Below are 16,500 nucleotides of genomic sequence, written 5' to 3'. Positions count from 1 at the left end.
TGCCGCCCCCGGGCCTACGGCACCGCTCCCCGCCTCACTTCTCGCTGTTCAGCGGCTCCAGGTCCTCGTCATCGGCCTCGTCGGCGGCCTCGTCGTCTTCCTCGACGAATTCGAGGTCGTCCTCCTCGTCGGGCCCGTCGAGCCCACCGGGCTCGTCGGCGTCGTCCTCGTCGAACATCGCGCTGACGTCGAAGCGGCACACCACCTGCTGCGGATCGGCGTGCTCGAACGGCGCCTCCAGCCACTCCCCGGGCTCGGAGGCCTCGTCCGACGCGGTGACCCAGAGCGTGGAGTCGCCCTCCTCCAGGCCGAACTCCTTGTGCCGGGAGGCGATCTCGTCCGGTTCGAACTCGCCGAAGAGGATGCCGAGCGCCCCGGGGACCGTCTCGGCGGCGCCGTCGCCCGCGCCCGAGACGTCCTCGTACTCCGCCGTCTCGACCCGCTGGGCCTGGGCCCGCAGGCGCTGGGGTTCCGCCACGGTGTAGTCGCGGCGGATCAGCACGCTGACCGCGTGCGGCTCCTCGGGTCCCGCGTACGGCGGCAGCGTGTCCTCCGCACCGGGGATCTCGAAGGGCGTGACCTCGTCGTAGCGGTCGTAGAGCAGCTCGTCGTACGCCTCGGCGGCCGCGGCCAGCTGGTTGAACGCCTCGTAGACGGCCTGGTCGTCCTCCCCCGTCCTGCGTTCTACCGCCGCCAGGTGACGGTCGAGCGCGGTCTTGACCGCCTCGGCGGCGGCGCGTACCTCGGCAGCGGTGGGCTGCGCAGCATCAGACATAGTGCAGACGCTATCCGTACCGGGCACCAGCCCGCACAATAGATGCGATGCCGGAATACGAATTTGTCGACGTGTACGTGCCTCGCGGGGTGTCCCGCAAGGAGGCGACGCGTCTGCTGACGGACCATGCCGAGTACGGACACTGGGAGTTGGACCGACTGAGCCTGCTGCGCGACGGCAGCCGCAGGGTGCGGTTGCGCCGGCGGATCATCCGCCAGGTGCGTGCCACGTGGTGACGCGGGCCGTGTGAACGGAACGGGCCCCGCCGGCATGGCAGGGCCCGTTCCGTTGCCGCCGGGCGGTGGCGCCGTTACGCCGCGGCCCGCGCCTTGCGGTAGAGGACGGCGCCGGCGAGGAGCGCGCCCGCGCCGGCCGGCAGCACGAGTCCCAGCGGCACGTCGCTGCCCGTGTGGGCGAGCTCGCCGGCGGCGACGGGCCGGGCCGGGCCGCCGTCGTGTGCCGTGACCCGGGTGGAGCCGTGGGTCGAGTCGTGGGTCGCGGGGCCGCCCTTGGCGGGCGGGGTACCGGTCCCGGGATGACCCGGAGTGCCCGGGTGACCGGGAGTGCCCGGGTGACCGGGAGTGCCCGGGTGACCCGGCTGTCCTGGATGCCCCGGTTCACCCGGCGGGTTGCCGTGTCCGTCGCCCGGCGGCCGGCCGTGGTGACCGCCGCCGTTGGCGCAGTCGTCGCCCACGGCGGCGTTCCCGGCGCCGATGACGTTCACGCTGTTGCCGCAGACGTTCACCGGGACGTCGACCGGCACCTGCACCGTGTTGCCGGAGCCGACGCCCGGCGAGCCGCCGGTGTGGCCGCCCGCGTGCGAGCCGCCGGAACCGGTGTGGCCGCCCGTGCCGCCGTGCCCCCCGGAACCTCCGTCGTCATTGGCGCACTTGTTGCCGGCCGCCGGGTTGAGCAGACCGACGACGTTCACGGTGTTGCCGCAGACGTTCACCGGGACGTGCACCGGCGCCTGCACCGTGTTGCCGGACAGTACGCCGGGCGAGCCGGCGGCGGCGCCGTGAGCGCCGGCGTCCGCGTGGGCGTAGCCGCTCGCGGCGGCGATCACGCCGGTGGCCGCGGCCATGGTCAACAGACCCTTGCGGGTTCCTTGTCGCATGCTGAGTTCCCCCCTGCCTTCGTGGCCGGCCCCGGAGCGCATGGCGCGCACTCCGGGGCCGGCGGCTCGTATGAGAAGCCCCCCTCAGGGAGCCGGCGTCACTTGTTGACGCAGCTGTTGCCGAAGGTGGGGTTCAGGAGCCCGATCACGTTGACCGTGTTGCCGCACACGTTCACCGGCACGTGCACGGGCACCTGGACGACGTTGCCGGAAGCCACACCCGGGGAGTGCACGGCGGCACCCTGGGCACCCGAGTCGGCGACGGCGAGGCCCGCTCCCGCGAGAACCAGCCCACCGGTGGCAGCCGCAGCAGCGACGACCTTCTTGATCATTCTTCCTCCTTGTTGGCAAAGCGATCACAACTAGCTGATCGCATCACCTGTAACGAGGAGGAACTGATGTAGCTACGAGCTTATGGTCGCATTCACCCTTCTCAGTCGATCTCGCACGATTGCCCGATTACCCGTGGGCGGGGCGCGTCACGACGCGTCGATGAAGCGGTCGAGCACCCGCACGCCGAACCGCAGCCCGTCGACCGGCACCCGCTCGTCGACCCCGTGGAACATGCCGGCGAAGTCCAGCTCCGGCGGCAGCCTGAGCGGCGCGAAGCCGAAGCCGCGGATGCCGAGGTCGTCGAAGGACTTGGCGTCGGTGCCGCCGGAGAGCATGTAGGGGACGGCCTTGGCGGTGGGGTCCTCGGCCAGCAGCGCCGACTGCATGGCCGCCACCAGCGCCCCGTCGAAGCCGGTCTCCAGCGCCTTGTCTGAATGCACGTCCTCGCGGCGGACGTTCGGTCCGAGCAGCCGGTCGAGGTCGCTCAGGAACTCCTCCTCGTGCCCCGGCAGGAACCGTCCGTCGATGTGCGCGGTGGCCTCACCGGGGATGACGTTCACCTTGTAGCCCGCGGTCAGCTGGGTGGGGTTGGCGGTGTTGCGCAGGGTCGCGCCGATCAGTTTGGCGATGCCGCCGAGCTTGGCGAGGGTGGTCTCCATGTCCTCCGCGTCCAGCTCGACGCCGAGCGCGTCGCCCAGTTCGTCGAGGAAGGCCCGGGTGGTCTTGGTGACCCGCACCGGGAACGTGTGCCGCCCGACCCGGGCGACGGCCTCCGAGAGCTCGGTGATGGCGTTGTCGCGGTGGATCATCGACCCGTGCCCGGCGGTGCCGGCCACGGTCAGCTTCATCCAGTGCATGCCCTTCTCGGCCGTCTGGATCAGGTAGAGCCGCCGGTGCTCGTTGACGGTGAAGGAGAAGCCGCCGACCTCGCTGATCGCCTCGGTGACGCCCTCGAACAGCTCGGGATGGTTGTCGACGAGGTGGCGGGCGCCGTACGTGCCGCCCGCCTCCTCGTCGGCGAGGAAGGCGACCACGATGTCCCGCGGGGGCCGCCGTCCGCTGCGCAGCCGGTCGCGCACCACCGCGAGGGTCATGGCGTCCATGTCCTTCATGTCGACGGCTCCGCGCCCCCACACGCACCCGTCGGCGACCTCGCCGGAGAAGGGGTGGTGGGTCCAGTCGACCGCGTTGGCGGGCACGACGTCGAGGTGGCCGTGGATCAGCAGCGCGGGCCGGGACGGGTCCTCCCCCTCGATGCGGGCCACCGTCGAGGCCCGGCCCGGGTGCGACTCGAAGATCTTCGGCTCCAGCCCGACCTCGGCCAGCTTCCCGGCGACCCACTCGGCGGCCTTGCGCTCACCGGGCCCGGAGTGGTCGCCGTAGTTGCTGGTGTCGAACCGGATCAGCTCGCGGCAGAGGTCCACGACCTCGTCCTCGCCGGTGACGCTCCTGGCCGTGTCCGTCTCGCTCACGCTGCTTCCTCCCGCTCGCACTGCTGGTGGTGTTCCTCATCCTCTCTCCGGCCCGGCCCCGTGCCCAAGAGCGGTCCCGGCCCGTCACCGGCCGTTCACGCGACACCGACCCGGGGACAGGGGCTGATCAGGACACCGCCGAAAGCCTGGTAATGTTTCCTTCGTCGCCGCGAGGAGAGCCCGCCAGGGGAGACCCCGCACGACAGACACCTTGTCCGGGTGGCGGAATGGCAGACGCGCTAGCTTGAGGTGCTAGTGCCCTTTATCGGGCGTGGGGGTTCAAGTCCCCCCTCGGACACCAGTGAGGCCCCCGCTCCTGCGGGGGCCTTTCGCGTGCCCGGGGACGCGCACCCCGGCGGTCCGGACGGGATCCGGGCCGTCAGCGCGGTGCGCCCGGGCGCAGGGGCCGGGCCGTGAGGGTGCCGTCCGCGCTCTGCTCGACGCGGGTGCCCAGGTCCCGGCCGCAGCGGTCGAGGGCGGTGCGCAGCCACGCGGTGTCCTCGGCCGACGCGTGCTCCAGCCGCATCCGGCGCGCCCGCAGGGGCACCATCCGCAGGCCGGTCAGCCGGCCGGTGCCGGGTTCGACGGACACCAGGTACAGCAGGCGCAGGTCGTCCCGGTAGCGCTCGTGGCCGCCGATGCCCTCGTAGTCGTCGACGAGGTCACCGCAGCCGTACAGGACGAGTCTCTCCCGGTACACCTCCAGCGGTCGCGGGTGGTGGGAGGAGTGGCCGTGGACGATGTCCACGCCGGCGTCGACCAGCGCGTGCGCGAAGCGGACCTGGGCGCGGGAGACGCCGTATCCCCAGTTGGAGCCCCAGTGGACGGAGGCGACCGCGATGTCACCGGGCCGTCGGGCCGACCGCAGCAGGCCGCCGAGGGCGGCCGCGGCCTCGGCGGTCGGGGCGTCGACCAGGGCCACCCCCGGCCGCTCGGCGGTGGCGGCCCAGGTCTCGGGGATTCCGCTGGAGGGCATGCCGAAGGAGAGGACCAGGACCCGTCCGCCACTGCGCAGCGGGACGGTGGCCGGCCGCCAGGCCGCCGCCTCGGTCCGGCCCGCCCCGGCGGTGCGCAGCCCGGCCCCCGCCAGGGAGTCGAGCGTCTCCTCGAGGGCGAGCGGCCCGAAGTCGAGGACGTGGTTGTTGGCGAGGGCGCAGACGTCGGGGCGGGCCGCGGCGAGGCAGGGCAGGTTGGCCGGATGCATGCGGTAGTGGACGGCTTTGCCGGGCGCGAAGTCCCCGTCCCCCGTGACGGCGGTCTCCAGGTTGACCACCCGCACGTCGGGCGCGGCGCGGTCCAGCACCGGCAGCGCCTCGCCCCAGGGCCAGACGGGGTCCACCGGGCGGGGCACCGGGCCGGCCGCCGCCTCCGCGAGGGCGACGTAGTCCCGGGCGTCGCGCACGTAGTCCTCCCGCAGGCCCGGGTCGCCGGGGTGCGCCAGGATCTGGTCCACGCCCCGGCCGAGCATGACGTCGCCGGCGAGGAACAGCGTGACGGGCCCCTCGCTCATGGTCCTTCGCCTACACGTGCGCGGGTGCCATGTGGTCGGTGAACCAGTCGCGGGCGAGTTCGGTGACCTGCTCCAGCGTGCCGGGCTCCTCGAACAGGTGCGTGGCGCCCGGGACGACCTCCAGGCGGTGCTCGCAGTGCAGCCGGGCGGCCGCCTCGCGGTTCAGGTCGAGGACCAGCGGGTCGGCGCCGCCGACGATGAGCAGCGTGGGCGCGGTCACGTCGGGCAGCCGTGGTCCGGCGAGATCGGGGCGGCCGCCGCGGGAGACGACCGCCGCGGGGCGTGCCGAGGGTTCGGCCGCGGCCCACAGTGCGGCGGCCGCGCCGGTGCTGGCGCCGAAGTAGCCGACGGCGAGCCCCTCGGTGTCGGGCTGCTCGCGCAGCCAGTCGGTGACGCCGGACAGCCGTGCGGCCAGCAGGCCGATGTCGAAGACGTTGGCGCGGTCCCCTTCCTCCTCCTCGGTGAGCAGGTCGAAGAGCAGGGTGCCGAGCCCGGACCGGTTGAGCCCTTCGGCCACGAACCGGTTGCGCGGGCTGTGCCGCCCGCTGCCGCTGCCGTGGGCGAAGGCGACGACCCCGGTCGCTCCGGCGGGAAGGGTGAGCCGCCCGTGCAGCCGTACGGCCCCGGCGCTCATCGAGACCTCGCGGTCCTCGGCGCCGGTGCCCGCGGTGTGCGCGTGGCGCCCGGCCGCCTGCCGCAGGCAGGCGGTGACCTCCTCGTCCTCGGTCTGGGTGAAGTCGCCGTAGAACTGGCCGATGGCGAAGAAGTCGGCGGGGGTGTCCAGGCAGACCAGTTCGTCGGCGTCACCGCCCAGTCGCCGTTCGAAGTCCCGGGGTGCCACGGGGACCGCCAGCACGATGCGCGCCGCACCGCGCGCCCGGGCGATCCGGCAGGCCGCTCGCGCGGTGGACCCGGTGGCCACCCCGTCGTCGACCACCACGGCGGTCCGGCCCGCCACGCCGACGGGCGCGTGCTCGCCGCGGTAGCGTGCGGCGCGCCGCCGGAGCACCTCGCGTTCGTGGGCCTCGACCCGGTCGAGGTCGGCCTGGCCGGCGCCCGTCGCGCGCACGACCTCCTGGTTGATCACCCGTACGCCGTCCTCGCCGATCGCGCCCATTCCCAGTTCCGGCCGGCCGGGTGCGCCCAGCTTGCGCACCATGCACACGTCCAGCGGCGCGTCCAGGGCCTCGGCGACCCGCGCGGCGACCGGCACCCCGCCCCGGGGCAGTCCGAGGACCACGACGTCCTGGCCCCTCAGGTACTCCAGCCGGGCGCCCAACTGCCGTCCCGCCGTGGTCCGGTCGGCGAAGAGCATGTGCCGCTCCGTCACTCCTGGGGCTCCCAGAGACCGGCGGGAGCCGGCTCCTCGGGCACTCCCATGGCCTTGATGTCGCCCTGGGCGGCCCGCATCAGCAGGTGGCCCATGGCGACCAGGGCGCGGCCGGCGGCGAGTTCGTCGCCGATCTCGGGGACTTCCCGGTCCTGCGGGCTGCGGTGCGCCTCCGCGCGGCTCTCCAGGATGTTGTCACCGGTGTCCAGGACGATCCGGGCCGTGGTCTCCGGGTCGTGTTCGGACAGGTAGAGGTTCAGCCGCCATTCCTTGACGGACGGAGGACGGCTGCTCACGGGTCGAGTCATCGTCCGCCTCTCCTCACTGCGTTGCGAGGCCGCGGGGCGCGGTGGCGCGTCCCCTTCCACTGTGCACCGGACGGGCGGCGGGCGCCTCCCCGGGTGCGGGCAGAATGAGGGCCATGACCACGCGCTCCTGCCCCTGCGGGCTTGCCCAGTCCTACGACGCCTGCTGTGGGCGCTTCCACACGGGCGCGGCCGCCGCGCCCACGGCCGAGGCGCTGATGCGGTCGCGGTACAGCGCGTTCGTGAAGGGGGACGCGGGGTACCTGCTGCGGACGTGGCATCCGCGGACCCGGCCGGAGCGGCTGGACCTCGATCCCGGGACGAGGTGGACCGGGCTGGAGGTCCTGGGCACCACCGGGGGTTCCGCCTTCCACGCAACGGGGACGGTGACCTTCCGTGCCTCCTACCGGGGCGGCTCGCTGGTGGAGCGGAGCCGGTTCGAGCGGGTGGACGGGGCGTGGGTGTACGTGGACGGGGACTTCCCCGGGGAAGCCGGGTGACACGGGGCGGGTGACACGGGGCGGGTGCCGAGGACGACGCGGGGCGGGTGAGGGCGGCCGCGGCGCGGCCGGTCAGGGCGCGAGGATGTCGAGTTCGCGCAGGGCGCCGACCGTGATCTGCCGGGTCAGCTCCTCCGCGCGGACGGCGTCGCCCGCCCTGACCGCCTCCGCCACCTGCACGTGCAGCGTCACGGCGGCCGGATCGGGGTCCTCGAACATGACCTCGTGATGGGTGCGGCCGGTGAGGACCTCGGCGACGACGTCGCCGAGGCGGGCGAACATCTCGTTGCCGGAGGCGTTGAGGACGACGCGGTGGAAGGCGACGTCGTGGACCAGGTACTGGTCGAGCCGGTGGCCGCGTGAGTTGGCCACCATCCCCAGTGCGCACTCGGTGAGTTCGGCGCACTGCCGTGCCGTGGCGTTGGTCGCGGCGAGGCCCGCCGCGACCGGTTCGACGGCGGAGCGCAGGACGGTCAGGGACCGCAGCTGGTGCGGGCGGTCGGCGCCGGCGAGGCGCCAGCGGATGACCTGCGGGTCGTAGACGTTCCACTCGGCCTTCGGCCGTACCGTCACGCCCACCCTGCGGCGGGACTCGACCAGGTGCATGGATTCGAGGACGCGGACCGCCTCCCGCATCACGGAGCGCGACACCTCGAAGTGCTGTGCCAGCTCGTCGGTGCGCAGAACACTGCCCGGCGGGTACTCGCCCGCCGTGATCGCGGGGCCGAGGGAGTCGAGAACGCGGCCGTGCAGCCCGCGGCCCGGTGTGGTCATGCACTCAGCGTACGGCGTGGATCACCGGCACAAAAAGTCAGACTTATACATCACAGACTCTTGAATTCATCGTACCTAATGGGTTTCAGTGTGGCGACGCCGATGTGGCGTCGGATGTCGAGGAAGACAGCGAGGCAGTGATGCGTACCCCCCAGGTCGTCGTCGTGATGGGCGTCGCGGGGACGGGCAAGACCACCATCGGTCCCCTGCTCGCCGCGCGGCTGGGCGTTCCGTACGCCGAGGGCGACGACTTCCACCCGAAGGCCAGCATCGACAAGATGTCGGCCGGGATCCCGCTCCAGGACGCCGACCGGTGGCCGTGGCTCGACGCCATCGGTCACTGGGCGCACGGGCGGGCCGGGCTCGGCGGGGTGGTCAGCAGCTCGGCGCTGAAGCGGTCGTACCGCGACCGGCTCAGGAGCGTCGCTCCCGAGGTCGTGTTCGTGCACCTCACGGGCGAGCGGAAGCTGATCGAGGACCGGATGGCGCAGCGGCGGGGGCACTTCATGCCGACCGCGCTGCTGGACTCCCAGTTCGCGACGCTGCAGCCCCTGCAGCCGGACGAGGCGGGCGTCTCCGTGGACGTAGGCGGCAGCCCCCAGGAGATCGCCGAACGCGCCGCGCGGGCGCTGGAAGCGCTTCCCCCGGCATCCGAGTAACACCTCACCCCCGTCCCCAGTCACCACAAGGAAACACCCGTGACCAGACTCAGCGTCGAGATGCTGGCAGCGGACGCCCCTCCGCCGATCACCTCCGCCGGCCACGCCCAGCTGGGCATAGCCGTCCTGGTGGGCATCGCCGTGATCGTCCTGCTCATCACCAAGTTCAAGCTCCATGCCTTCCTGGCCCTGATCATCGGGTCGCTGGCGCTCGGGGCGGCCGCCGGCGCGCCGCTCGACAAGGCGATCACCAGCTTCACCGCGGGGCTCGGCAGCACGGTGGCCGGCGTGGGTGTCCTGATCGCGCTCGGGGCGATCCTGGGCAAGCTGCTCGCCGACTCCGGCGGCGCCGACCAGATCGTCGACACGATCCTCGCCAAGGCCGGGGGACGCTCCATGCCCTGGGCGATGGTGCTCATCGCCTCGGTGATCGGCCTGCCGCTGTTCTTCGAGGTCGGCATCGTGCTGCTGATCCCGGTCGTGCTGATGGTCGCCAAGCGCGGCAACTACTCGCTGATGCGCATCGGCATCCCGGCGCTGGCAGGTCTGTCCGTGATGCACGGCCTGATCCCGCCGCACCCCGGCCCGCTGGTCGCCATCGACGCGGTCAAGGCCAACCTGGGCGTGACCCTGGCGCTCGGCATCCTGGTCGCCATCCCCACGGTGATCATCGCCGGTCCGGTGTTCTCCAAGGTCGCGGCCCGCTGGGTGGACGTCCCGGCGCCCGACCGGATGCTGCCCCAGCGCGCCTCGGACGAGCTGGAGCGCCGTCCTGGCTTCGGCGCCACGCTCGCCACCGTGCTGCTGCCGGTGGTGCTGATGCTGGCCAAGGCGCTGGTGGACATCGTCGTCGACGACACCGCGAGCACCACGCAGCGGGCCCTCGACCTCGTCGGCTCCCCCCTGATCGCCCTGCTCGCCGCGGTGATCGTCGGCTTCTTCACGCTCGGCCGGCCCGCCGGATTCAGCAAGGAGCGGCTGCAGCAGACGGTCGAGAAGGGCCTCATGCCCATCGCCGGCATCCTGCTGATCGTCGGCGCGGGTGGCGGCTTCAAGCAGACGCTGATCGACTCGGGGGTGGGCCAGATGATCCTGGACGTCTCCAAGGACTGGTCGATCCCGGCGCTGCTGCTGGGCTGGCTGATCGCCGTCGCGATCCGGCTGGCGACCGGCTCGGCGACGGTGGCGACGGTCTCGGCGGCCGGTCTGGTCGCGCCGCTCGCGGCCGACATGTCGACCACCCACGCGGCCCTGCTGGTCCTGGCCATCGGCGCCGGCTCGCTCTTCTTCAGCCATGTCAACGACGCCGGCTTCTGGCTGGTGAAGGAGTACTTCGGGCTGAGCGTCGGGCAGACCGTCAAGACCTGGTCGGTGATGGAGACGATCATCTCCGTGGTCGCCGGCGGACTGGTGCTGCTGCTGTCCCTCGTGATCTAGCGGCGGTACGCATGCGACGGCTCACCCGCTCACCGGTGTCCTGGGACCGCACGGTCCGCGGCGGACACTCGGGCGGGTGAGCCGTTTCCGGTCTCCCGGGTCCTGCCGAACGGTCGCGCCGGTCCACCAGCCCCTGCCGGGCGGTCGCGCCGGTCCACCGGGCCCTGCCGGGCGGTAGCGGGGGCCGTCAGGGGCGCCACAGCGGGTGTTCCCGCCGCGCCCACTCGCTCGTCACGGTGCCCGTCCGCAGCCCCCGTCTCGCCTCCGGGTCGCCCAGGGCCATGCCGATGTGACCCGCGAGGACGACGCCGATCGTCAGGGCCAGCCAGTCGTGCACGAAGGTCGCCGAGGTGCGCCACACCAGCGGGGTGAGGCGCGTGAACCACATCATCAGGCCCGTGCCGAGCATGACCAGCGTCGCCCCGGCGATCCAGGACGCGTAGATCTTCTGACCGGCGTTGAACTTGCCGGCCGGGCGCGAGGCGCGCCGTTTGTCGCGGCGCAGTGCGGCGCGCAGCCAGAGGCGGTCGTGCGGGCCGAAGCGGTTGACGAAGCGCAGGTCGGTGCGGAAGGCGCGGGAGGCCAGGCCGAGCAGCACGGGCGTCGGCAGGGCGAGGCCCGCCCACTCGTGGACGCGGACGACCAGCTCGCGGCGGCCGACCAGGACGGCCAGCTGGGGGATGTAGAGGACGGCCGCCGTCACCACGCACACCCCCATCAGCGCGGCGGTCGTGCGGTGCACCCAGCGTTCGGCCGCGGTGAAGCGGCGGACGCGGGCGCTCGGCGGGGCCGGGGTCTCAGCTCGTAGGCTCATCGGTGCGTCCGTTCGAGCCGCCCACCCAGGCGTCGACGTCGTAGCCGAGGTCCTCCCAGTAGCCGGGCCTGACCCGGTCGGTGACCGTGATGCCGGAGAGCCACTTGGCCGACTTGTAGAAGTACATCGGGGCGACGTAGAGGCGGACGGGGCCGCCGTGGTCGTGGGTGATGTCCTTGTCCTGCATGCGCAGGGCGACCAGGACGTCCGGGCGGCGGGCCTGCTCCAGGGTGAGGCTCTCGGTGTAGGTGCCGTCGAAGCAGGTGAAGCGCAGGGCCCTGGCGGAGGAGCGGACGCCGGCCGCGTCGAGCAGGTGGGAGAGCCGTACGCCCTCGAAGGGGGTGCCCGGCACGCGCCAGCCGGTGACGCACTGGACGTCCTTGACCAGCCGGGTCCGCGGCAGGGCGCGCAGTTCGGCCAGGGTGTAGCTGCGCGGGTGGTCGACGAGGCCGTCGACGGTGAGGCGGTAGTCGGCGGCGCCGCGGTGCGGTACGGAGGCTGCGACGGAGTAGTAGCGGAAGCCGCCGCCGTTGGGCAGCAGACCGGTCAGGCCGGTGGGGTCCTTGCCGGCGATGCCGCCGAGGAAGCCTTCGAGGCCGCGCTGCAGCGGGGGCGCGGCGACCACGCCGAGCGCGCCGAGGCCGAGGGTGCCGAGGAAGACGCGGCGGCCGATCGGCCTGCCGTCGTTCGGTTCCTCGGTCTGTTCGGGATTCACGTTCTCATTCGAGCACTCGGGGCCCGGCGGGGCCAGGGAGTCGGGTCGCTGGTCAGACTTCCGTAATCACTTCTCGTGTACGTGTGCCAGGGCCGTTCTTCTCAGCTCGGCCGCCGCCGGTCCGTGTCTCAGTGCCCGAGCGCGCCGGCGCGGGCGGCATGGAAGGCCGCCAGGGGGTCGGGATGCGCGTACGCCCAGGGCGCCGGGGTGGCGTGTTCGCCGATGCGCTGGAACAGGGCCGCCGCCTCGGCCGGGCGGCCGGCGCAGGACAGGGCGAAGGCGAGGTGGTTGAGGTCGAGGTGGCGGCGGGGGTGGTCGTCGTGCTCCCACTCCAGCCACCAGTCGAAGCAGGCGCGCAGGATCCGGCGGGCGCGGGGTCCGCGCCAGTGCCCGGAGGCGGCCGGGTCGGCCGGGGCCAGGCCGGTGGCGGCGAGGACCCGATAGCGCTCGGCGTACGCGACGACCGGCAGCACGGCCAGCGGGGAGTCGGCGGGGGCCTGGGCGGCGACGTGCTCGGCGAGGTCGTAGACCTCGTGCGCCTCGGCGCGGCCGCCCGCGGGCCGTTCGGCGAGGCGGGCGATCAGCAGGTGGTGGGCGTGGTGGTGCTCGGGGTGGCGGCGGCGCAGCTCGGCGAAGGCGCCGAGCACCTCGCACTCCGGGCCGAGCGCGCGGGCCAGCAGAAGCCTGCCGAGCCAGGGGGTCGGGTCGGCCGGGGACAGCGCGGCGGCCGTGTCGCAGGCCTCGCGGGCCGGGGCGGGGTCCGCCCTGGACCGCAGGGCGCGCTGGACGAGAGCCAGGGCGTACAGCGCGGCGGCGTCGGCGGACCCGGGCTCGGCCCGTAACCAGTCGTGCGCCCAGGCGGCGGCGTACGGTTCCCGGGCCAGCACGGTGAGGCGGTGGCCGCGCCGGTCCCAGTCGTCGCCGGTGTGCAGCAGCAGGGAGCGGGCGGCCTGGCGCCGGCCCTGGGCCAGAGCGGCCCGCGCGGCGCGCACTTCCTCGTCGTCGAGGGCGGCGTCGAAGGCACCGGAGTCGTCCGGGGCGGTGCCGCCGGACGGGTCCGGGAGGGCCCGGCGAGCGCCGAGCAGGGGCGGGAGTGGAGGCACCGCGGACTTCCTGTTTCTCGGGCTGCCATCGACCGATCACGCACAGCAAACCCTCAGCCAAGGGTCACGTCAAGCGGAACAGGCATGTTACCGCCTTCAACTACCTTGCGGAAAGGGGAAGTTGGGAAGAGGCGACGCAGGTCGCCGGTGGGCGCCCACGGTCGCCGGGCGGAGCGGTGTGGCGTACACCATGGCGCCGGGCGCACCGCCCCCGCACCATGGCCGCACGGTCGCGCCGCCGCGCCCCGTCCGTCCTGTCACCGTCCCGGGTGGCGTGACCGAGTCAACTGCCCGGTTCCGGGCACTTCCCGGGTCGGCGCCGCCCCGGGAGCGCTACAGTCGGCCACTGCCCGTCCGTGGTCCGGCCGGATGATCGAGGTACGCAGCGTGTCCGTTCTGGTTCTCCTTCTCGCCGTGGGTGCCGCCTGCTGTCTGGGTTTCGGGTTCGTGTTCCAGCAGAGTGCCGCACAGCGGGCACCGCTGGACGACTTCCTCTCGCCCCGGCTGCTGCTCGACCTGGTGCGGATGCCGCGCTGGCTGGGCGGGCTGGGACTGATGGTGGCCGGCATGGTGCTGGGCGCGCTGGCCCTCGGCCAGGGCGAGATCTCCCTGGTCGAGCCGCTGCTCGCGACCAATCTGCTGTTCGCGCTGGCCCTCTCGCGCCGGCAGACCGGGCAGTCCCTGGGGCGCCAGGGGTGGGCCGGCCTGCTGCTGCTCGCGGGTGGCGTGAGCACGTTCCTCCTGGCGGGCGAGCCGCGCGGCGGCAGCGCCGTCGCCGATCCGCTGCGGCACTGGCTGATCATCGGTGCGATGGTGGGCTCGGCGCTCGTGCTCACCACCTGTGCCAAGCGCTCCCGGCTGAGCTGGGGCCCGGTGCTGCTGGCCACCGCCGCCGGCCTGCTCTACGGCGTGCAGGACGCGCTGACCCGGGTGAGCGGCACACGCTTCTCCGAGGGCGGCCTCGCGGCGCTGTTCACCGGCTGGCAGCCCTACGGCGTGCTGCTCTGCGGGTTCACCGGGCTGATCCTGGTGCAGAGCGCGTTCGAGACGTCGTCGCTGCGCATGTCGCTGCCCGCGCTCACCGCGGCGGAGCCGCTCGCCGGGATCCTGTGCGGGGTGGGCTTCCTCGGCGACCGGCTGCGCACCGACACCGGGGCGCTGGCCTGCGAGGCGGCGGGACTGGCGGCCGTGGTCACGGGCATCGTCCTGCTCGGACTGCACCCGGCGATGCCCTGCGGCACGGCACGACCCGCCCCGGCGCGCACCCTGCAGCACCCCTGAGGACCCCGTCCCGGATCACGGGCTCCAGGCCCTGATGCCGCCGGGGCGGCTGGTTGGATGGGGGGATGAATCCTGCTGACGAGATCCTCGACATCGTCGACGAGAACGACCAGGTCGTCGCCCAGGTCCCGCGTGGCGAGGCGTACGCCCGCGGACTGCGGCACCGCTGCGTGTTCGTCCAGGCCCGGGACGAGGCCGGCCGGCTCTTCGTGCACCGGCGCACGGCGACGAAGCTGGTCTTCCCCGCCCTGTACGACATGTTCGTCGGCGGGGTCGTGGGGGCGGGCGAGTCCTACGACGAGGCGGCCCTGCGGGAGGCCGAGGAGGAGCTGGGCGTGAGCGGGCTGCCGCGGCCGGAGTTCCTGTTCAAGTTCCTGTACGACGACGGGGCGGGCAAGAGCTGGTGGTCGGCGGTGTACGAGGTGCGCTGCGAGCTGCCGGTGAGCCCCCAGGTGGAGGAGGTCCAGTGGTACGGCTTCCTGCCCGAGGAGGAGATCGAGCGGCGGCTCGGCGACTGGGAGTGGGTGCCGGACGGCCTGGCCGCGTACGGGCGGCTGAGGGCGTTCCGGTCCGGCCGGTGAGACGCCGGTAGGGTCGTCGCCGTGAGCGAGTTCGTGCGGAACATCCGGCTGTGGTTCGCGCCGGAACAGGTGCGTCAGGAGGGCGGCACGCCCGACTACCGCTTCTCGCTGGCCAACGAGCGCACCTTCCTCGCCTGGCTGCGGACCGCGCTCGCGCTGATCGGCGGCGGATTCGCGGTGGACCAGTTCCTGCCGGACCTGCGCTGGGCGTGGCGGGTCGGTCTGGCGCTCGCGCTGCTGGGCGCCGGTGTGCTGTGTTCCCTGCGGGCGGTGAACCACTGGGTGCGCTGCGAGCGGGCGATGCGGCGCGGCGAGGACCTGCCCGCGTCCCGGTTCCCGCCGCTGCTCAGCCTGGTCGTCGCGGTGGTCGCCGTGGCGATGGTCGTGGTGGTGCTGTTCCGGGGCGAGGGATGAACCGCGCGGACCGGGACCCCGGACTGCAGCCCGAGCGCACCCGGCTGGCCTGGCGGCGCACGACCCTTTCCGCGGCCGTGGCCGCCGTGCTCGCCGTGAAGACGGCGCTGCACGACGGGTCGGCCACCGGAATCGCCGTGTGCGCGCTGTGCTGCGCCCTGTGGCTGGGCTTCCTGCGCGTGGCCCACCTGCGCATCCGCACCCTGGCCTCCGCCTCCCCGCCGCCCGCGCTCGCCCCCCGGCACGCCTCGGCGGCGGTCCTGTGCGCGGTGTCGATGGCGGTGTGCGCGGCCGTGCTGGTGGTCTGACCCGCCCCGTCTCAGGAGGGCCCGCCGGTCCCGCCACCCGGCGTCACGACGATCTTGCCGCGGGTGCGGCCCTCCTGGTTCAGGCGGTGCGCGTCCGCCGCGCGGGCCAGCGGGAACGTCTCCTGGACATGCACGCCCACAGCCCCCTGTTCCGCCAGCCGGGTGAGTTCCGCCAGGTCCCCGGCGTCCGGGCGGACGAAGTGGTAGCGGCCGCCGTGACTCACGACCTCCGGATCGGCGATCGAGGCCAGCCGGCCCCCGGAGGCGAGGAGGTGGGCGGAGGCCGTGAGGGTGTCGCCGCCGATGGTGTCGAAGACCGCGTCCACGCCTTCCGGGGCGAGCCCGCGCACCCGTTCGGCCAGGCCCTCGCCGTAGGTCACCGGCTCGCCGCCGAGGCCGCGTACGTAGTCGTGGTTGCGTTCGCTCGCGGTGCCGATCACCCGGGCGCCGAGATGGACGGCGATCTGGACGGCCAGGGAGCCGACCCCGCCGGCCGCCGCGTGCACCAGCACGGTGTCCCCGCGGCCGGCCCCCAGCACCTTGACCAGCACCTGGTAGGCGGTGAGCCCGGCCAGCGGGAGTCCGGCGGCCTCCTCGAAGGACAGGTTGCGGGGCTTGCGGGCCAGCGTGCGCACGGGCGCGGCGACGTACTCGGCGAAGGTGCCCCGGGACAGGAAGTCCTCGCGGACGTACCCGATCACCTCGTCGCCGGCGGAGAACTCGCTCACCGCGGCGCCGGGCCGGACGACCACCCCGCTGACGTCCCAGCCCGGGATCACCGGGAACACGGCGTCCAGCAGACCGTCCAGGTAGCCCTCGCGGCACTTCCAGTCGACCGGGTTCACGGCCGCCGCGCGCACCTCGACCAGGACCTGGTCGGGGCCGACCTTGGGGTCGCGCAGCTCGCCGTACTCCAGCACCTCGGGTCCGCCGTAGCGGCTGTAGCTGATGCCCTTCATGTCCTCGACCCTCCGGGGTAGTCGTGCGCCACGCAAGCGGTACGTCCCGATGTGCCCCGTTCGCGTGGCAGCGTGTCCTTCGTCGGCGTCCGGTACCCGGGACGGGCACGATG

General features: G+C 73.4%; 20 protein-coding genes and 1 tRNA gene. 9 read left to right on the top strand and 12 right to left on the bottom strand.

Going from position 1 to position 16,500, the window contains the following annotated elements:
* Positions 1-34: 34 nt before the first annotated feature.
* Positions 35-775 carry a hypothetical protein gene (locus IE177_RS13770; protein WP_190015600.1) on the bottom strand — a complete coding sequence of 247 codons (741 nt, stop codon included), beginning with the start codon at positions 773-775 and terminating at the stop codon, positions 35-37.
* Between the two features lie 47 nt (positions 776-822).
* On the opposite strand from IE177_RS13770, the gene IE177_RS13765 reads away from it, so the two are divergent.
* On the top strand, positions 823-1,011 hold the full coding sequence (locus IE177_RS13765; protein WP_014671721.1) for a DUF5703 family protein: 189 nt from the start codon (positions 823-825) through the stop codon (positions 1,009-1,011).
* A gap of 74 nt (positions 1,012-1,085) precedes the next feature.
* Here the strand turns inward: IE177_RS13765 and IE177_RS35570 are convergent, their stop codons facing one another.
* The 3 genes from IE177_RS35570 to IE177_RS13750 form a co-directional block, all read right to left on the bottom strand.
* Positions 1,086-1,892: a chaplin gene (locus IE177_RS35570; protein WP_190015599.1), complete on the bottom strand. Its 807-nt coding sequence runs from the start codon at positions 1,890-1,892 to the stop codon at positions 1,086-1,088.
* A 98-nt stretch (positions 1,893-1,990) separates the two neighbouring features.
* Positions 1,991-2,224, bottom strand: coding sequence for a chaplin ChpH (gene chpH / locus IE177_RS13755; protein WP_190015598.1), 234 nt, complete (start codon positions 2,222-2,224; stop codon positions 1,991-1,993).
* Positions 2,225-2,371: 147 nt separating this feature from the next.
* Entirely contained in the window at positions 2,372-3,697 is a 1,326-nt protein-coding gene (locus tag IE177_RS13750) for a M20/M25/M40 family metallo-hydrolase (RefSeq protein WP_190015597.1), read from the bottom strand.
* A gap of 213 nt (positions 3,698-3,910) precedes the next feature.
* Here IE177_RS13750 and IE177_RS13745 point away from each other — a divergent pair.
* Positions 3,911-3,998, top strand: a tRNA-Leu gene (locus tag IE177_RS13745).
* 78 nt (positions 3,999-4,076) lie between these two features.
* On the opposite strand, the gene IE177_RS13740 is transcribed toward IE177_RS13745, so the two are convergent.
* The 3 genes from IE177_RS13740 to IE177_RS13730 are packed head-to-tail and all read right to left on the bottom strand — an operon-like array spanning position 4,077 to position 6,845.
* Entirely contained in the window at positions 4,077-5,207 is a 1,131-nt protein-coding gene (locus IE177_RS13740; protein ID WP_190015596.1) for a CapA family protein, read from the bottom strand.
* A gap of 10 nt (positions 5,208-5,217) precedes the next feature.
* Positions 5,218-6,522: a phosphoribosyltransferase family protein gene (locus IE177_RS13735; protein ID WP_190015854.1), complete on the bottom strand. Its 1,305-nt coding sequence runs from the start codon at positions 6,520-6,522 to the stop codon at positions 5,218-5,220.
* Positions 6,523-6,533: 11 nt separating this feature from the next.
* Positions 6,534-6,845 carry a dsRBD fold-containing protein gene (locus tag IE177_RS13730; RefSeq protein ID WP_190015595.1) on the bottom strand — a complete coding sequence of 104 codons (312 nt, stop codon included), beginning with the start codon at positions 6,843-6,845 and terminating at the stop codon, positions 6,534-6,536.
* Positions 6,846-6,958: 113 nt separating this feature from the next.
* On the opposite strand from IE177_RS13730, the gene IE177_RS13725 reads away from it, so the two are divergent.
* Positions 6,959-7,342: a YchJ family protein gene (locus IE177_RS13725; protein ID WP_190015594.1), complete on the top strand. Its 384-nt coding sequence runs from the start codon at positions 6,959-6,961 to the stop codon at positions 7,340-7,342.
* A gap of 72 nt (positions 7,343-7,414) precedes the next feature.
* Here the strand turns inward: IE177_RS13725 and IE177_RS13720 are convergent, their stop codons facing one another.
* Complete coding sequence (locus tag IE177_RS13720) at positions 7,415-8,116, bottom strand: FadR/GntR family transcriptional regulator (protein WP_190015593.1); 702 nt, start codon at positions 8,114-8,116, stop codon at positions 7,415-7,417.
* Positions 8,117-8,256: 140 nt separating this feature from the next.
* Between IE177_RS13720 and IE177_RS13715 the strand changes: the two genes are divergently transcribed.
* Positions 8,257-8,775 carry a gluconokinase gene (locus IE177_RS13715; RefSeq protein ID WP_190015592.1) on the top strand — a complete coding sequence of 173 codons (519 nt, stop codon included), beginning with the start codon at positions 8,257-8,259 and terminating at the stop codon, positions 8,773-8,775.
* Positions 8,776-8,814: 39 nt separating this feature from the next.
* Positions 8,815-10,212, top strand: a complete 1,398-nt coding sequence (locus IE177_RS13710) for a GntP family permease (RefSeq protein WP_190015591.1) — start codon at positions 8,815-8,817, stop codon at positions 10,210-10,212.
* A gap of 187 nt (positions 10,213-10,399) precedes the next feature.
* On the opposite strand, the gene IE177_RS13705 is transcribed toward IE177_RS13710, so the two are convergent.
* From IE177_RS13705 to IE177_RS13695, 3 genes are all read right to left on the bottom strand, one after another.
* Positions 10,400-11,026 carry a cytochrome b/b6 domain-containing protein gene (locus IE177_RS13705; RefSeq protein ID WP_190015590.1) on the bottom strand — a complete coding sequence of 209 codons (627 nt, stop codon included), beginning with the start codon at positions 11,024-11,026 and terminating at the stop codon, positions 10,400-10,402.
* Positions 11,010-11,741, bottom strand: coding sequence for a molybdopterin-dependent oxidoreductase (locus tag IE177_RS13700; protein ID WP_190015589.1), 732 nt, complete (start codon positions 11,739-11,741; stop codon positions 11,010-11,012). Before IE177_RS13700 ends, IE177_RS13705 begins: the two co-directional genes overlap by 17 nt.
* Before the next feature lie 128 nt (positions 11,742-11,869).
* Positions 11,870-12,844, bottom strand: a complete 975-nt coding sequence (locus IE177_RS13695; protein WP_190015588.1) for an amino acid adenylation domain-containing protein — start codon at positions 12,842-12,844, stop codon at positions 11,870-11,872.
* A gap of 369 nt (positions 12,845-13,213) precedes the next feature.
* On the opposite strand from IE177_RS13695, the gene IE177_RS13690 reads away from it, so the two are divergent.
* The 4 genes from IE177_RS13690 to IE177_RS13675 all read left to right on the top strand — a co-directional run bounded on the left by IE177_RS13690 (position 13,214) and on the right by IE177_RS13675 (position 15,428).
* A complete protein-coding gene (locus IE177_RS13690) occupies positions 13,214-14,125 on the top strand; it encodes a DMT family transporter (protein ID WP_190015587.1) in 912 nt (303 codons plus the stop codon).
* Between the two features lie 65 nt (positions 14,126-14,190).
* A complete protein-coding gene (locus IE177_RS13685; RefSeq protein WP_190015586.1) occupies positions 14,191-14,706 on the top strand; it encodes an NUDIX domain-containing protein in 516 nt (171 codons plus the stop codon).
* A 21-nt stretch (positions 14,707-14,727) separates the two neighbouring features.
* Positions 14,728-15,120, top strand: a complete 393-nt coding sequence (locus tag IE177_RS13680) for a YidH family protein (protein WP_190015585.1) — start codon at positions 14,728-14,730, stop codon at positions 15,118-15,120.
* A complete protein-coding gene (locus IE177_RS13675; RefSeq protein WP_190015584.1) occupies positions 15,117-15,428 on the top strand; it encodes a DUF202 domain-containing protein in 312 nt (103 codons plus the stop codon). The genes IE177_RS13680 and IE177_RS13675 overlap by 4 nt, the downstream gene beginning before the upstream one ends.
* Before the next feature lie 11 nt (positions 15,429-15,439).
* Here the strand turns inward: IE177_RS13675 and IE177_RS13670 are convergent, their stop codons facing one another.
* Complete coding sequence (locus tag IE177_RS13670; RefSeq protein ID WP_190015583.1) at positions 15,440-16,387, bottom strand: NADP-dependent oxidoreductase; 948 nt, start codon at positions 16,385-16,387, stop codon at positions 15,440-15,442.
* Positions 16,388-16,500: the final 113 nt, after the last annotated feature.

Origin of the sequence: Streptomyces lucensis JCM 4490, from assembly GCF_014650035.1 — a bacterium.
Classification (GTDB): Bacteria; Actinomycetota; Actinomycetes; order Streptomycetales; family Streptomycetaceae; genus Streptomyces; species Streptomyces lucensis.
The sequence above is the reverse complement of the archived record's forward strand: the minus strand, read 5'-3'. Positions and strand labels throughout refer to the sequence as shown.

Excerpts from the sequence above, each read along its gene's own strand:
- IE177_RS13770 (WP_190015600.1), bottom strand. The coding sequence starts at position 775 with ATGTCTGATGCTGCGCAGCCCACCGCTGCCGAGGTACGCGCCGCCGCC.
- IE177_RS13765 (WP_014671721.1), top strand. The coding sequence starts at position 823 with ATGCCGGAATACGAATTTGTCGACGTGTACGTGCCTCGCGGGGTGTCC.
- IE177_RS35570 (WP_190015599.1), bottom strand. The coding sequence starts at position 1,892 with ATGCGACAAGGAACCCGCAAGGGTCTGTTGACCATGGCCGCGGCCACC.
- chpH (WP_190015598.1), bottom strand. The coding sequence starts at position 2,224 with ATGATCAAGAAGGTCGTCGCTGCTGCGGCTGCCACCGGTGGGCTGGTT.
- IE177_RS13740 (WP_190015596.1), bottom strand. The coding sequence starts at position 5,207 with ATGAGCGAGGGGCCCGTCACGCTGTTCCTCGCCGGCGACGTCATGCTC.
- IE177_RS13735 (WP_190015854.1), bottom strand. The coding sequence starts at position 6,522 with ATGCTCTTCGCCGACCGGACCACGGCGGGACGGCAGTTGGGCGCCCGG.
- IE177_RS13730 (WP_190015595.1), bottom strand. The coding sequence starts at position 6,845 with ATGACTCGACCCGTGAGCAGCCGTCCTCCGTCCGTCAAGGAATGGCGG.
- IE177_RS13725 (WP_190015594.1), top strand. The coding sequence starts at position 6,959 with ATGACCACGCGCTCCTGCCCCTGCGGGCTTGCCCAGTCCTACGACGCC.
- IE177_RS13720 (WP_190015593.1), bottom strand. The coding sequence starts at position 8,116 with ATGACCACACCGGGCCGCGGGCTGCACGGCCGCGTTCTCGACTCCCTC.
- IE177_RS13715 (WP_190015592.1), top strand. The coding sequence starts at position 8,257 with ATGCGTACCCCCCAGGTCGTCGTCGTGATGGGCGTCGCGGGGACGGGC.
- IE177_RS13705 (WP_190015590.1), bottom strand. The coding sequence starts at position 11,026 with ATGAGCCTACGAGCTGAGACCCCGGCCCCGCCGAGCGCCCGCGTCCGC.
- IE177_RS13690 (WP_190015587.1), top strand. The coding sequence starts at position 13,214 with ATGATCGAGGTACGCAGCGTGTCCGTTCTGGTTCTCCTTCTCGCCGTG.
- IE177_RS13685 (WP_190015586.1), top strand. The coding sequence starts at position 14,191 with ATGAATCCTGCTGACGAGATCCTCGACATCGTCGACGAGAACGACCAG.
- IE177_RS13675 (WP_190015584.1), top strand. The coding sequence starts at position 15,117 with ATGAACCGCGCGGACCGGGACCCCGGACTGCAGCCCGAGCGCACCCGG.
- IE177_RS13670 (WP_190015583.1), bottom strand. The coding sequence starts at position 16,387 with ATGAAGGGCATCAGCTACAGCCGCTACGGCGGACCCGAGGTGCTGGAG.